The sequence below is a fragment of the Aciduricibacillus chroicocephali genome (assembly GCF_030762805.1).
Classification (GTDB): Bacteria; Bacillota; Bacilli; order Bacillales; family Amphibacillaceae; genus Aciduricibacillus; species Aciduricibacillus chroicocephali.
Genome location: NZ_CP129113.1, coordinates 820,001 through 834,973, shown reverse-complemented (window position 1 = coordinate 834,973; position 14,973 = coordinate 820,001). Strand labels below are relative to the sequence as shown.

Below are 14,973 nucleotides of genomic sequence, written 5' to 3'. Positions count from 1 at the left end.
AATCAAAAATAAAAGGACACCAAGAAACAGCGATTATACGCTACTTCCTGATGTCCTCAATTTTTGATTAAAGATATATCATTAATATTTACTACATTTTAAATGAAGAATGAATTGGTGATACAGTTATTTTCAATTAAGCACCCTTGTTAAAAACAGCACCTATTGCCTTTTTACCAGATATCGTAATGACGAGTAATAAACCTACCGCCATCAGCACACCATCCAATATCAAAGCAGACCCCCAGTTGCCTGATGCATCCCGGATTGCCCCGGAAACGACTGGAGCAAGTACAGCACCGATTTCTGCGACAAGGTTCAGCATACCAAACATTGATCCTTTATTCTTCTCCTCAGTAAGGTCAGACGCAAGTGCGTGAGCAACAGGCTGCAAAGCGAAGAAGAACAGACCTGACACAAAGAGTAGAATCGACATAACTACCGGGTTGGAATATCCCATCATTACATAAGCTGCGAAAGCAAATATGAGAACGGTAAGAACAGTAGTCAATGCAACAAGAACATTACGTCGACCATTCGGACGCACAGATGCCAAATCAGATATTTTCCCTCCAATAGGGAATCCGATTAAACCGGCAAGTCCATTGAAAGATGCAACCAATGCCGCTGCTAGAAGAGCGCCGCCGCCAAAATCTTGTACGATCGATACAGACCAGAAACCATAGAACCACAAATGCCACATAACCGGTATGAAGAATAGATAGATAAAGAACAAGTTGCGATTCGCTAACAGTGGTTTGATTTCTTCTTTTTTTGTTTTATAAAGATACAGAATAAGAAGCGGGCATAAAGCTGCGAGAATGAAAGCAATCCCTACTTCCGATAGGTCCAAGCGGACGGAGACAAAGTAAATTGCCATAACGAGTACTAGGAATACAGCAGAGTATCCAACCATTTGCAGTAGGGTTTTGCCGTAATTTGCTTTAACTCCAGGTGAAGCCGCATCGTATTCTCGTCCAGGCTGTTCTTTCGGCTTCAAGAATAGGTATAATATGATTCCGACTACAAGCGTGAGCCCGCCTGTGACATAGAATGGGAATCTCCATGCTTCTTCTCCCATAAATGGTTCAGCAATCGTTAGCAAATAAGGAACACCAAGCATACCAGCCGTCAAACCAACAGAAACACCAGTCAATACGACGCCCATTCCCGTCCCGACTTTATCAGCAGGTGTATGATAGGCAATATAAGAACGATCATTTGAGTAAAAGACGCCTTCTCCAAGACCGAGTAAAACTCTGAATAAAATAAATGCTACAAGTCCTCCAACGAGCCCGGTTAATAGAGTTGCAATACCTGCCCAGAAAATACTGCAGACGATTACTGCACGATAACCGTGCTTATCCCCAAAATAACCTCCTGGGAACTGCATTAGCATGAAGCCTGCAAAAAACAGACTCCCAATCAATCCGCCAATTCCATGTGGGTTTTCAACATTTGCAAAGAATGACACATTATGGTCAATCATATATGTAATGATTGGACCTGCTGCTGTGCGGTCAATATAAGAAATGACCCAACCTAATAGAAGCAAACTCCAGATTTTGTGATAAGGCTGCCAACCTTCTTTTTGTTTAGACATTGCTGTGTTCTCCTTTTTCTAAAGATTATGTCACTTATTTATATAAAAAAGCTCCTCTTCGAAAAGAGGAGCTCTGTAACCAGTGGACCTCTCTTATGTCGCATAGACTAAAGCTATGCAGGATTTGGCAACTTTCAATAAAGGTATATCGAAGGCTGCCGGGCATCATCGGGCCAGTCCCTCCACCACTCTTCATAAGAGTTCTGCCGGCTATAGATTTGTATAATTACTTCCAAACATCCTCAGCGATTTTAATCACGTGACGGATTTTTTCCCACTGCTGTTCTTCAGTCAGCAAATTGCCTTCCTCTGTTGAGGCAAAACCACATTGCGGGCTCAGGCAAAGCTGTTCGAGCGGTACATACTCAGTAGCTTCAGCAATACGTGCCTTGATCTGTTCCGGATCTTCCAGCTCACTGAATTTTGATGTGACCAAGCCAAGCACAATATAGAGATCAGAACGCTTTACATGGCGCAGAGGTTCGAATCCTCCAGATCGTTCATCATCAAACTCAAGGAAGAGACCATCTACATCGAGACCACCGAAAATCGTTTCCGACAGTGCTTCATAGCTTCCACTAGACATATAAGTGGATTTATAGTTACCACGGCAAATATGCATTGTAACAAGCATATCTTCCGGACGTTTCGCAATCGATTCATTAATCGCACGCGCACACAATTCTGCGATTTTCTCAGGATCCTTACCTTTCCCAATCATGGAAGCTCTTCCTTTATCTGAGAAGAAGATCGCCCAAGAAGTATCATCAATTTGCAAGTAGCGGCATCCTTCATCATATAGTGCCTGAATGACACCTTGGTAGGCTGCAATCAAATCATTAATGATTTCCTCATCGCTAGCGTATACACCATCTTCAAAATCACCTCTGAAGAAAAGCATATTCGGGCTTGGAATTGCGAACTTCGCAACAGCATCCCCAACAATCCCGTTCAAAAACTTGAAATGATCAATCATATAATGTGAGCTGAAACCAATTTTATCTGTCACTCTGATTCCGCGTTTTTTCGTCTCTGTGCCAGTGAACTGCAAACCTTTATCAGGAGTGTAACCTTCTACTCCATCAAAGCCCTCCAGAAAGTCGAAATGCCACCAACTGCGGCGGAATTCACCATCTGTAATAGCCTGCAATCCAACTTCCTTCTGCTTTTCTACCAGTTTGGTAATTTCCTCATCTTCAATTTGACGCAGCTCTTCAGCTGTAATTTCCCCATTTTCTCTTTGGGCACGAGCCTTTTTCAAGCGCTCTGGACGCAAAAAACTTCCAACATGATCTGCTCTGAAAGGTGCACGCACATTTCTCTTTTTTGTAGTTGTTCCCATCTCTTCAGCCTTCTTTCTCGTAAATATTCATCAAGACTGCCAAAAAACAGCCATAAATAAAATCCCCTTCTAAAAATAAGAAGAGGATTGTAGATGCATAGCCACTCTTCTTATCTTCAAGCAAACGCTTCTGGAATTAGCACAGTACTTCTAGAGTCTGTTGCTAAGGTTTCAACGGGCCAGTCCCTCCACCTTTCTCGATAAGAAATTATTAAATTATTCGATAACTTATGACAATAATATACATGGTTACTTATTATCAGTCAAGGGAATTTTCTAAATTATCCTTTTATACTGTTTAATCTCACGACTTGCTAATAACGATAGAAAAAACAAAAAAGTCTTGCATCTTAATTAAGATGCAAGACTTTTTTAAGAGATACCGGTGGTCGGGGTCGAACCGACACTCCCGTGAAGGAACGGGATTTTGAGTCCCGCGCGTCTGCCAATTCCGCCACACCGGCATAATAGAATGTGATTGGCTACTTGAAATATTATGAGGCAAACGCGCGTCTGCGTCAAGAAAAAATTTTAAATTTCTTCTCGTTTTTTCTTCCGCATACTAGAAAGTACAGAAACAGCTACAATCAGAAGCAAAACAACCCAGAAAATCGTATTCCAGAGAGCTCCATGGACAAACCCTTCCGGAATCACTCCAATTTTCGGATGAGCTAGCGTAAAAATTGCAAGCTTAATCCCAACCCAAGCGACAATAACGTAAGCCGCTTTCTCCAGGACAGGATATTTATTCATAAGCTTAATCAGATATGTAGCTGCGACTCGAATCAGAATCAAACCAGCCATCATTCCGGTAAAGATTATGGCGAACTTCCCTCCATCCATACCACCGAATTCAGGCAATGGACTATTGGGCAGGGAAACAGCAATGGCCACTGCTGCCAATATTGAATCGATTGCAAATGCAAGATCGGTCAATTCCACTTTAACAATCGTCTTCCAAAGACTTGATTCAGGAGAGACGGATTGTTTTTCCTCTTCCTCAACCGTTTTACCTGATTTTCTTGGAATAAGATTTTTCACACCAAGATAAATCAGATAAATTGCTCCAATTGCCTGCAGTTGCCAAAGACCAGCAACAAAGGAAATAACAAATAAAGCTAAGAAACGAAAAACAAACGCACCAGCTAGCCCATAAAACAAAGCCTTTTTCTGTTGCTTTTCCGGTAGATCCTTTACAATAACCCCCATTACAAGGGCATTATCCGCTGAAAGCAACCCTTCCAGCCCAATGATGACAATAACCGTTCAGCCGTATTCTAGAAGCAGCTGCATTTGGATACCTCCCTATGACTGAGCAATGATGAAAAAATCAACTGCTTGTACAATTAAGCATACCACTTTTAGTTATTGCCATCTCTGAGAGGACAGAAACATGAAAAAGACATCCGCAAATTAAAGGAGCGGATGTTTTTTAAAATGCAAGATCTCTTGAGGTTTACTAAAGAAAGTAATGACCTTATAAAAAAGCATTACATTCCCTTTAAACAACTCAAATATTTTTTATTTAGTAACAGTAATTTCAATATCTTCTGCATTGAAACTTTGATTAATACTTTGGTCATCTAAAATCACTGTGAAATCAATTTTACCTGGTTTAACCGCTTTTAATGAACCTCCATTATTCTTTAGAGGCCCCTTATCATTCAGGTTGATCAGGAATCTGTATATGTAATTAGTACGATCAGATTTGTTTTTTCTAATAATAGAAAAGCTTTCCCCAACCTTCATACGAATGTTTTTATTACCTGTTAATGAAAACTTTCCATATTTCTTTTCCAACAATAGTAAATGCTTCGCACCACCAGCAACTTTACGATCATCCGAACCAGTACCTTTATACTTTACAAGCTTTCCATTCTTATAGGCATACCGCTCTGATACGGTGGATAAGAAGTTGATGAAGTATAACTGACGTCCCTTAATAATAGCCGTTCCATCTGTAAAGCTTTTGTTCTTTGGGGAAATCAACATTTTCACTGTCTTTCCATCCACAGATCCCAATACCATGGGACTTAAAGTATAATCATTTCCCCATCTATGGCCTACCACTAACGCTTCTTTTTTACTATTTACCAATTTACCCTTTGTGATAAAACTTAATGGACTATATGTAAAAACATCATTTTTGCTAACAAATTCTTTTAAAATTTTCCACTTCTTTTGAGAGGCATTATATTGATAAACTTGTAATAGCGATTTATCAATATAATTAGTACCTTTCTCAAAACCGTAACTGGATACCACAATCTCTTCCACATTCTTTCCAGTAAACTTAACAGCATAAGCTTCATGGAATTTATATCCCGAGATTTTTTTCTTCTTTAACTCTGCTATTTGTTTATCTACTATCTTTTCGTCCATTGTTTTTGCGTAAACATTTTTAGAAAAACTAGGAACCGCAACTATTATGATTAAAATAATAGAAAGCATATATAACACTAATTTTTTCTTCACTTTACCCACCCTTTTCCCCTTATAGAATATCAATTCATAGATCAACACCCTAAAAAGTGTTCTATTAACTTTACTGGAAAATTATATATATGGTTAACTAAAAATTCAATAATCTAGAGTCTTTTAACTGAAGTTAACTACTGTTCTCATTACAACAATATAAAATGATGCTGTTGCAGCATGAATTTGCTTCATTTAGCAACAACATCTTAGTAATTAATAAAAGTATATTAAATCTATCTGACATCATCAGTACTTTTTCTACTCAGCCAATTATCCCTCGTCAACTTCATATTAATAGAGTTAATCCATCCTCCTTCAAATTCCAAGTCATTCTCATCAACGCTATAGACAACAAACCCCAATTTTTCATAAACATGCTTTGCCCTTGGATTGAACTCAAAAACACTTAGAGTAAGTTCATTCAGCGACGTTTTATTAAATATGTAATCAATTATCAGATGCATCGCTTCCGTTCCTAATCCCCGGTCTCTCCCTCTTGGGCCAATTAATATACGGAAGTTCATGCTATGTTTGTTCTCATCGTATAAATTGACGACTGCTTCTCCAACTGGGACGCCCTGTGACCTGTCCTCAATTGCAAGATCCAAACGATCGGTCTGTTCATTTCTTGTGCTGTACCATTCAGCGATTGATTCTTGGTCGAAGTCCGCTCCGCTCCCTGTCAGCTTTAATACTTCAGGATCTTTCAAACATTCCTCTAAGAACGAAAGATCCTCTTCCTTAAAAGGCCTTAGTACAACTTTCTCTCCCTCAATTCGCGGCTTATAGCTTAAATCTATCATTAAATCTCCAGCCCTTTACTTCAATTTTCATAATAACTTTTTTATTCTAGCACATGATTTTAAACAGAATATTCTCCTTATTACCACTCTTTGATTTCTTATGGAAAAGCTCATTGAATTCCTGTATAGTCACTGCATGGTTTTATTTTTGTATTCACATCGGAGGAGATTTCATTGCAAGAACGGGAACAATGGGCCTCAAAGCTGGGATTCATATTATCAGCAGCCGGGTCGGCAATCGGCCTTGGCGCCATATGGAAATTCCCTTATATAACCGGCCAAAATGGTGGCGGAGCCTTTTTAATGCTATTTCTATTATTTACAATCCTTATCGGTCTTCCGCTCTTGCTCGCCGAGTTTTCAATTGGACGAGCTGGGGGTGGAGATGCCCTTACATCTTATAAAAGACTGGCACCGAAAACACCATGGTTTGGTATCGGCATACTCGGTCTTGTAACATGTTTCATACTTCTTTCTTTCTACAGTGTAATAGGTGGCTGGATCGTCATTTATCTATTCAAAGCTGCGACAGGCTCTTTGGCGCATGTACAAAATGCAAATTATGACGGGCTTTTTGCCTCGATAATTGCCAATCCTACGATTAGCTTAAGCATGCAATTCATCTTCATGCTCATCACCATCATTGTAGTCGCAAAAGGTGTGCAAAAAGGGATAGAGCGCATGAGCAAAATTATGATGCCTGCTCTTGCAATTTTGTTCTTCATCCTGGTCGTTCGCAGCCTTACTTTGCCCCATGCTATCGAAGGAGTCCGCTTCCTGCTTCAGCCAGACTTTGGTAAAGTGAGTTCACAGACGATATTGGAAGCGATGGGACAGTCCTTCTTTACATTAAGTCTCGGTGTTTCCGTCATGGTTACTTACAGTTCATACCTATCGAAAAAAGAGAGTTTGCCAAAATCCGCAATATCTATTGTTATTATGAATATCGCGGTCGTTCTACTTGCAGGTCTTGCCATTTTCCCTGCAGTGTTCTCTTTTGGCATGAAGCCAGATGCTGGTCCAGTCCTTCTGTTCCATGTGCTGCCATCAATCTTTAGTCAGCTGCCATTCGGCATGTTTTTCTTCTTCCTGTTCCTTGTCGTGTTCTTATTCGCAGCTCTGACTTCAGGCTTTTCAATGCTTGAAATGATTGTTGCGATCATCACAAAGGGAGATCCGAACAAGCGCAGGAAATGGTCTTGGATTATTGGTCTTGGGATTTTCATTGTTGGTATTCCTTCAGCGTTATCCTACGGGTTAATGGCTGATTTTAAAATATTCGGCAAAACATTCTTTGATTTAGCTGATTATGCAGTAAGTAATGTACTCATGCCAATCGGAACATTGCTCATCGCAATCTTCGTTTCATGGATTATGAAGAAATCAACTGTTTATGAGGAATTATCGGAAGGCAGCGAGATGAGAAAAGGTATTTTCCAAGCGTGGTACTTCCTCCTACGCTACATCATACCTATACTGATTATCGTTGTTATGGTAAATGTGTTGAGACAAGTTTAACAATTAAAGAGTTGAAAAGAGCCGCTGGAATCCAGCCGGCTCTTTTTTTCTGACCTTCTCTTATATCTGCTATCTCTCAGACATTGCATCTGCTTTGGTCGGGTGAACCGTGCCAAATGGATGATTTGGCGGAGCATATATAGAGTAAAGCTTGAGAGGTGTATTGCCGGTGTTGGTTACATTATGCCATGTCCCTGCAGGAACAGCGATTGCTGAACCAGGATGAACATTTCTTACAAAGCTCAGATTTTCTTTAGTATTTCCCATCTGAACGACTCCCCGCCCTTGCTCCACTCGTAAAAACTGATCAAGATTAGGATGTACCTCCAAACCGATATCTTCTCCAACATTCAGGCTCATAAGTGTAATTTGTATATGCGGTCCTGTCCATATGGCCGTACGATACGTATTATTTTGCTTCGCAGCACTGTTAATATCAATAACAAATGGATTTGGACCGTAATCTCTTAAAGTTTCCCTGTAACTCTCCTGATTGGAGTAATTCGGAGTAACATGCTGTTGGTATCCTGGGCTTGCAGGATAGTAATTGTAACCGGGCAAATGCCTATAGTCATCGTAGTTCACAGAATAAGGATAAGGATACGAATATGGATACATAAGTCACTCTTCAATCCCTTCATGGCTTATGGACTTATTCTATTCATCTGTTTGGGCCTTTGTTACAGATATGGCTACCCATTGTTGCTGATGGACTCTGTAAAATCTTCTCCTTCCATATCATTATCAATCTCATAATACTTATCAGCTCCAAGACCGCCCTCACTGATCATTGTTGCAATTTCATTTGAACATACCTCATGTTTGCGAGGAATTTTTATTCTGTCTTTGTGTTGATCTGCCATTGTTCTTCTCCCCTTATCTGTTATTGATTTCAAACAAATAATCAAAGAACTGCCAAACAACCTTCTGAGAAACATTTATCTTACTTTTATAATAGGTAATGATATATATTCATCATATTCACTCTAGATTTCTTTATTATCTGATAAATGGACATTAGACTAATTCTAGACCGTAAAAAAACGGGGAAATAATTATTATGATGATAATATGTTTTAAAAAGGAGCCTTGTGCACTAAGACTGCCTGGTTCCATAAAGTAAACATTATATATTACAGCAATAAAAGAGTGCATACCAGCTAAACAGGTATGCACTCTTTATATGGTTCGCAATCTTTGAAAAACGATGTCCTTTTATAATGTTGTAATAATCGGACCTTCCTTAGTTAAAATAATTGTATGTTCATATTGAGCGACAAAACTTTCATCAGTCAAAAAAGTCCAGCCATCATCAGATTGGTAAACTTCCTCTTCAAGAGTTGAAATAAATGGCTCAAAGGCAATCACCGTACCTTCTTTTAAAATTTCGTCATCCCAGCGGGAGTAGTAATTGAAAATATGATCCGGTGCTTCATGTATGGAGCGTCCAACACCGTGTCCAGTAAGATTTTTGATAACTGTTAAACCATGCTGTTTCGCCGTATTTTGTACTGCTTTACCGAGCGCACTTTTTTTCGATCCTGGTTTTGCCTTCTTAATCCCAGCGTCGAATGCTTCTTTCGCAACATCACAAATTTTCTGTAATATGCTATCTCCATTCCCGACTACAAATGAGATACCAGTATCTGCGAAATATCCGTTTTTTGAACCTGAAACATCAATATTTATAAGATCCCCTTCTTGAATAACCTTTGCTCCAGGAATTCCGTGTGCCACTTCTTTATTTACGCTAATGCATGTATATCCAGGAAAATCATATTCTCCCTTTGGAGCAGACTGAGCCCCTGCTTTTTCAAAAAGGCTTCCCGCAATTTCATCAAGTTCCTGTGTTGTAACTCCAGGTTTTGTACGAGAGACTAATTCATTTCGAATCTCTCCACAGATTTTACCGATTTCCTTTAACCCGTTAAAATCTTCTTCAGTCTTTGCTATCATTTTATATCCCCACTTTTTAAAGTATCTTATGATTTATTCCATTAGTTTAGCATAAACAGGATGCCTGTTACCGCAATATTTTACGCGCCTATAGAATATGAGCCCTTTTGAATTACCATACTTATCTTACATTAACTATGCAATGGTTAGACTGATTGTGCTGTTTCTACTCGGTAGACTGCAAAGAGTTTTCGGTCTGAAATTTATAACAGCATTACACATAAAAAAACTGTATCCTTCTTAGATACAAAAAAGACATTTTTAATTACATTGAAAAAGCTACCTTCAGCAATCGGGCGCGATTGCTGAAGGTAGCTTCTTGAATTGCATTATTTATGCATAAACGCTTTAATTTCTTCTTCTGACATGGATGAATCACATTTCACATTCACTGTTTCTCCATTCGTATAGATGAACCCAGGAACCGTTGGAATGTTGTATTCACTGCGGAAAGCCTGAATACCATCCATATCTGATTCTTCCACGCTATTTACATAATAGATATGCGTATTTGTTTCTTCAGCTACTTTCTTCAGCTTCACTACAAACTTTTGACAGAATGGACATACAGACTTGCCGATATAAATTACGGCTTCAGCATTCCCTTTCACCAGCTCCTGCGCTTTCGCAGAATCAATTTTGTCAAAACCTGCTACATTCTCTTCATAAGTAGTCATGATTATTCAATCTCCTTTTATTATGATCATTATGTATTTTACCCATTATAGACAAATCACACGCCCCGGCTCCACTCTATATTATATTCTCGCTCCAAAGAAGGCTAATAAGAAGCTTTCAGATTTACATGATAGACGAAAAGGCTTGCAGTCCGTATAATAAGAAGATTGGATCATTCCATTGCTGTTCATGAATTGAGCAGATGGGCATAAGCCAATATTTGGAATATATCTGTTTTTGCCACATGCGAATTCATGTATTTCACATATACTAGTGTTATATATTTTACAGAAAGGATCGATGCACATGGTGCCTATCATCGGAGTTGCCGGCAATATTGAAACAAGACAAGGCCCCATATTTCCCGGAATTAAAAGTGCTTATATAAGCAATGACTATATTCAGTCAGTCGAATTGGCTGGAGGAGCGCCGTGTATCATGCCGCTCACAAACAAACAGGAGGTTATTACTGCTCTTGCTGAGCGCATCGACGGACTTGTCCTTACAGGTGGTGCCGATGTGAACCCCCTTCTATACGGCGAAGAGCCGCATCAGGGACTTGGCAGAATCTCCCCTGTACGTGATGAATTCGATCTCTCACTGTTCCGTGCCGTACATGCCCTCGGAAAGCCTGTACTCGCCATCTGCCGCGGCTTGCAGATCGTCAATGTTGCCTTTGGCGGCACACTTTATCAGGATCTCGGTGTCGAGCCCGCATTCTATATGAAACACGTACAGCAAGCTGAGCCACATGATGCGACACATACAGTCCACTTCACAAAGGACTCGTATTTCTCCAGTGTGTTCGGTGAGAAAGCACTTACGAACTCCCTCCACCATCAGGCAATTAAAGAGCCTGGCGAAGGTATTATCGTATGCGGTCAAACAGAAGATGGCGTGATTGAAGCAATTGAAGCAGATAACCGCTCCATTATCGGTGTTCAATGGCATCCCGAATTCATGTCAGCACATGACCCGCAACTGAAGCTTTTTCAAGACTTGGTTGAAAAGGCAAAACAGAACTAAAAATATGTACAACACCTCCCGACACGACTCGTTATCGCGATGGGAGGTGTTTTTTGTGTTTTGTAGAATACTTACTGGTCCTGTTCAGCTTACTTCATATCCTACTTACTATTTCGATAATGCAATCTTAATATGGGCTAAATGGTGCTCTTCATGCCAAGCCAATTTGGCAACCTTTTTTGCAACTGAGATTTCGCCATCACCCTGGAGAGTAAAAGTACGACCCAATTGCTCTTCTGTAAGACTATTCCCAAGAGATACAATTCGCTCGTTAATGCCTTCCAACATTTTGATAGAACTTTCTACAGGAAGCTCCGTATCCGGCAGAACCGCCCACTTATCTTGATCGAATGGTGGTACGACAGGATTTTCATCTGTCAAAGCGAGCTTAAGACGCTGATACATATTCAGCTGAGAATCCGCAATATGATGAACAAGCTGACGGACATTCCAGCTGCCCTCACGATATGTTTTATGTAACTGTTCATCACTCAATGAATCAACTGTATTCCTCAATCGAGATGTGTACGCTCCAATTTCCTTTAACCAGCCCTGTACATCATCCAATGTCGCTATCTCTGGAACTTGCAACTCTCCAATCGGAAATTTCACATCCATCTTTCATTACCTCTTTCCTATTCGCTATTTTTATTTATTAAGTCTTGCAGATGCTCTTTGAAGCAACCCAGTATTCGGACTTCCCATTCATTCCTAGAGCATCCTGCAATTAAGGGAAGCCAACATATCTTCCTCTTCTTTCTTCCCCTGCTTATAATTTCAACACCTCTCCTGGAGTATTGCAACACAGTTTCTCCTCTATTTGTATGCTATTCAACAAATGCACGCGTTCATCCGGGAGAACTGATTTAATTGGGAATGGAGATTACGTGTACTTGCTTGGTTAATATTTCTTTGCCGAATTTAAAATATTTTATTTTTTAAACCAATAATTTGCTATTCCTAACGATTCCTGTTATGATAAAGAAGAATTATTTTTGTTCGGTGTAAAGGTAGTATGATTTCAACTTCATCTTGATTATACTTTGAGCAAGGATAGTAATACAATGTGTGGCAACGCACGAGGAGGCAACAAACATGGAACAAGGTACAGTAAAATGGTTTAACGCAGAAAAAGGTTTTGGCTTTATCGAACGTGAAGACGGAGACGACGTATTCGTACACTTCTCTGCAATTCAAGGCGAAGGCTTCAAGTCTTTGGATGAAGGCGAAAAAGTAACATTTGAAGTTGAGCAAGGCGCTCGCGGCGCACAAGCTGCTAACGTTCAAAAAGCTTAATTTTAAATCTTTTATAAAAAACAGGTCCTTTATAGGGCCTGTTTTTATTTATGTTCTCTTCAATATAATTGCTGTATGTACAAACGCAAGACTGGTTTTTAATTGAAGATAGTGCTATACGTACTGGAAATGTTATCTTTATACTTTGCCCCCTGTATTACCCCCATAAAGCAAAGTTCATAAGCATCCTCTCCAGATAAACGCGAACATCTGGCATGAACCTATTTCTCCAATTATGCTTCTCTAATGACTTCATTCCTTTATCATCGATTTAAACTATACCATTCGACGGATCCAGACTTTCGGGAATCATCAGAAGTAACGTACTTTTGCCAGTCATATTTCCGCTACGAGAGCCACACAAATGTCATCTTTGACTTCAGTCTCTGACGTGATTTTATTGTATCATTATAATAAAGTACGTGTTAAGAAAGAGAGGAAGACTATGAAGAAGGAGACAGCTGATCTCAAGCAGCGCAACTATACTCCAATCATTTGGAGCGTTTCCGTAGTTGCCGTAATTATTATACTTGCGCTGAATTATTTACCACGCAGCACGACAAACACAATTTTTGGATTTAATTTGACCATCATGCCTCTGGCTAATGCTTTTCTAAATGGCATTTCCTTCATCCTGCTCGTTTGTGCACTTGTGATGATAAAAAAGGGCAACATTGCTGCACACCGAAATTTCATTTTTTCTGCTTTTATTACAACATTTCTATTTCTGATCTCCTATCTTTCCTACCATGCAATGGCCGGATCGACAAGCTTTGGCGGAGATGGCTTCATGAAATACCTATATTACTTCATTCTAATCACACACGTATTTCTTTCTATCGTCCTGTTGCCATTATCTCTGTTCACACTGACCAAAGGACTCAATATGGATATGACCAAGCATAAGCGAATTGCGCGCTGGACAATGCCAATCTGGCTTTATGTCAGCTTGACGGGTGTATTCGTTTATGTGCTGATTTCTCCGTATTACTAAAATGACGGGAATATTCAATATGTAAATTAGTAGTATTACAACAACTACTCAACACACTAGCACAGACAGCTTCGCAACATGCTGTCTGCATAAAAAGAGCGCATACTGGTTAATCCAGTATGCGCTCTTTTTATGTTTAATGATAATATGTAAGACTCTTCATAAAGGGGTGTCCGAGCAGTGTATTTCTATTTAAAAACCAATCCCATACGATTGTCTTTCCAAAATACAGGAAAACGTCTCAAACCTTGCTATACCATGGTTTGAGACGTTTTAATTTTTTTAAAATGGCCGTATACCCGTTGATACCAGTGGTCGGGGTCGAACCCGCACTCCCCAAAGAGAACACGGCCCTGAACCGCGCGCCTGCCAATTCCGCCACACTGGCATATAAATAAAGCATTTCTTATTAAGCTATTAGCCTACTCTCAAGAATTTTACTCGTCAAGTTATCATTTACTACATTCCTTTGAATTTGTCGCTTCTACGGTTACAAACAGACCTCCAAAATAATAAATTGGTTCTTTAACTAGGAATCTAGTTTGCTGAAGCAATTCTAATGGCTCACGGTTTAGATGGCAGCCATCACAAACTCGTTTCCACCCTGGTGTTAATACATCCTGTAATTTAGCGAGAAACGGCTTTTCAGACATTCTGACATGCTCAAAGAGCAAAAGAGTTGCATCAGGCTTGCTTACCTTTTCAATCTCCTTAAAGGCCTTTAGCACGTCTGGTATTGTACAAAATACAAGTGTAGCCACAACTGTATCAAACGAATTGTCAGCAAAAGGCAGTTTCTCTGCAGAAGCTTCATAGAAGTGAATTGGGATAGCAGCAGATTGAAGTTTGTTCACTGCTCGTTTTTGCATATACATATTAGGTTCTATTGCATGCACTTCTTGAGCTTTTTTATAGTATGGAAAGTTAACACCGGATCCTGCACCAATCTCCAGCACTTTTCCTTCTGCTTTACCAATAAGCTGCTTCCGGATAGAATAGAAGGCTCTCCGTTCAATGGGATTCATTACTTTATCGTAAATGCTTGGAAACCATTTCCGCAATTCTGCTCGCTCCCCTACAGTAGATCTGTATTAAACAAAAAAGAAGCAGCTTGACATAATAGTCAATCTGCTTCTTTAAAAATCTTTGATACCGGTGGTCGGGGTCGAACCGACACTCCCGTGAAGGAACGGGATTTTGAGTCCCGCGCGTCTGCCAATTCCGCCACACCGGCAAATCAATATAATCATGGAGGCGGCAACCGGATTCGAACCGATGG

The 14,973-nt window shown here is 39.8% G+C and carries 15 protein-coding genes, 4 tRNA genes and 2 riboswitches (1 of these 21 running past the window's edge); of the genes, 4 read left to right on the top strand and 15 right to left on the bottom strand.

Translation table 11 applies throughout. The features are described 5' to 3' along the window. Window positions 1-136: 136 nt before the first annotated feature. From QR721_RS04375 to QR721_RS04350, 6 genes are all read right to left on the bottom strand, one after another. On the bottom strand, window positions 137-1,603 hold the full coding sequence (locus tag QR721_RS04375) for an MFS transporter (protein ID WP_348029239.1): 1,467 nt from the start codon (window positions 1,601-1,603) through the stop codon (window positions 137-139). A 90-nt stretch (window positions 1,604-1,693) separates the two neighbouring features. Further along, window positions 1,694-1,804: riboswitch (SAM riboswitch) on the bottom strand. Window positions 1,805-1,829: 25 nt separating this feature from the next. Next, the gene (locus tag QR721_RS04370) at window positions 1,830-2,945 is read right to left on the bottom strand and encodes a 5-methyltetrahydropteroyltriglutamate--homocysteine S-methyltransferase (protein ID WP_348029238.1); all 1,116 of its coding nucleotides are present in this window, start codon (window positions 2,943-2,945) and stop codon (window positions 1,830-1,832) included. A 107-nt stretch (window positions 2,946-3,052) separates the two neighbouring features. After that, a riboswitch (SAM riboswitch) is annotated at window positions 3,053-3,152 on the bottom strand. 173 nt (window positions 3,153-3,325) lie between these two features. Then, a tRNA-Leu gene (locus QR721_RS04365) sits at window positions 3,326-3,409 on the bottom strand. Between the two features lie 67 nt (window positions 3,410-3,476). Beyond that, window positions 3,477-4,205, bottom strand: coding sequence for a TerC family protein (locus tag QR721_RS04360; RefSeq protein WP_348029779.1), 729 nt, complete (start codon window positions 4,203-4,205; stop codon window positions 3,477-3,479). A 261-nt stretch (window positions 4,206-4,466) separates the two neighbouring features. After that, a complete protein-coding gene (locus tag QR721_RS04355) occupies window positions 4,467-5,429 on the bottom strand; it encodes a hypothetical protein (protein ID WP_348029237.1) in 963 nt (320 codons plus the stop codon). Between the two features lie 227 nt (window positions 5,430-5,656). Further along, on the bottom strand, window positions 5,657-6,226 hold the full coding sequence (locus QR721_RS04350; RefSeq protein ID WP_348029236.1) for a GNAT family N-acetyltransferase: 570 nt from the start codon (window positions 6,224-6,226) through the stop codon (window positions 5,657-5,659). Window positions 6,227-6,400: 174 nt separating this feature from the next. On the opposite strand from QR721_RS04350, the gene QR721_RS04345 reads away from it, so the two are divergent. Next, window positions 6,401-7,744, top strand: a complete 1,344-nt coding sequence (locus QR721_RS04345; protein ID WP_348029235.1) for a sodium-dependent transporter — start codon at window positions 6,401-6,403, stop codon at window positions 7,742-7,744. Between the two features lie 69 nt (window positions 7,745-7,813). Here the strand turns inward: QR721_RS04345 and QR721_RS04340 are convergent, their stop codons facing one another. The 4 genes from QR721_RS04340 to QR721_RS04325 form a co-directional block, all read right to left on the bottom strand. Continuing rightward, entirely contained in the window at window positions 7,814-8,362 is a 549-nt protein-coding gene (locus tag QR721_RS04340) for a cupin domain-containing protein (RefSeq protein ID WP_348029234.1), read from the bottom strand. A gap of 74 nt (window positions 8,363-8,436) precedes the next feature. Then, window positions 8,437-8,607: a hypothetical protein gene (locus QR721_RS04335; protein ID WP_348029233.1), complete on the bottom strand. Its 171-nt coding sequence runs from the start codon at window positions 8,605-8,607 to the stop codon at window positions 8,437-8,439. 352 nt (window positions 8,608-8,959) lie between these two features. Next, window positions 8,960-9,700: a type I methionyl aminopeptidase gene (gene map, locus QR721_RS04330; protein WP_348029232.1), complete on the bottom strand. Its 741-nt coding sequence runs from the start codon at window positions 9,698-9,700 to the stop codon at window positions 8,960-8,962. A gap of 329 nt (window positions 9,701-10,029) precedes the next feature. After that, window positions 10,030-10,377, bottom strand: coding sequence for a DUF6568 family protein (locus QR721_RS04325; RefSeq protein ID WP_348029231.1), 348 nt, complete (start codon window positions 10,375-10,377; stop codon window positions 10,030-10,032). A gap of 307 nt (window positions 10,378-10,684) precedes the next feature. On the opposite strand from QR721_RS04325, the gene QR721_RS04320 reads away from it, so the two are divergent. Next, the gene (locus tag QR721_RS04320) at window positions 10,685-11,404 is read left to right on the top strand and encodes a gamma-glutamyl-gamma-aminobutyrate hydrolase family protein (protein WP_348029230.1); all 720 of its coding nucleotides are present in this window, start codon (window positions 10,685-10,687) and stop codon (window positions 11,402-11,404) included. Window positions 11,405-11,512: 108 nt separating this feature from the next. On the opposite strand, the gene QR721_RS04315 is transcribed toward QR721_RS04320, so the two are convergent. Next, window positions 11,513-12,022 carry a YfiT family bacillithiol transferase gene (locus QR721_RS04315; RefSeq protein WP_348029229.1) on the bottom strand — a complete coding sequence of 170 codons (510 nt, stop codon included), beginning with the start codon at window positions 12,020-12,022 and terminating at the stop codon, window positions 11,513-11,515. A 477-nt stretch (window positions 12,023-12,499) separates the two neighbouring features. On the opposite strand from QR721_RS04315, the gene QR721_RS04310 reads away from it, so the two are divergent. Then, window positions 12,500-12,700, top strand: coding sequence for a cold-shock protein (locus tag QR721_RS04310; RefSeq protein WP_348029228.1), 201 nt, complete (start codon window positions 12,500-12,502; stop codon window positions 12,698-12,700). 445 nt (window positions 12,701-13,145) lie between these two features. Next, complete coding sequence (locus tag QR721_RS04305) at window positions 13,146-13,694, top strand: DUF420 domain-containing protein (RefSeq protein ID WP_348029227.1); 549 nt, start codon at window positions 13,146-13,148, stop codon at window positions 13,692-13,694. Between the two features lie 306 nt (window positions 13,695-14,000). Here QR721_RS04305 and QR721_RS04300 read toward each other — a convergent pair. The 4 genes from QR721_RS04300 to QR721_RS04285 form a co-directional block, all read right to left on the bottom strand. Beyond that, window positions 14,001-14,082, bottom strand: a tRNA-Leu gene (locus tag QR721_RS04300). Window positions 14,083-14,146: 64 nt separating this feature from the next. Beyond that, window positions 14,147-14,755, bottom strand: a complete 609-nt coding sequence (locus tag QR721_RS04295; protein ID WP_348029226.1) for a class I SAM-dependent methyltransferase — start codon at window positions 14,753-14,755, stop codon at window positions 14,147-14,149. An 89-nt stretch (window positions 14,756-14,844) separates the two neighbouring features. Next, window positions 14,845-14,928: transfer RNA gene (locus QR721_RS04290), tRNA-Leu, on the bottom strand. Between the two features lie 15 nt (window positions 14,929-14,943). Then, window positions 14,944-14,973: transfer RNA gene (locus QR721_RS04285), tRNA-Cys, on the bottom strand (it continues 44 nt past the right edge of the window).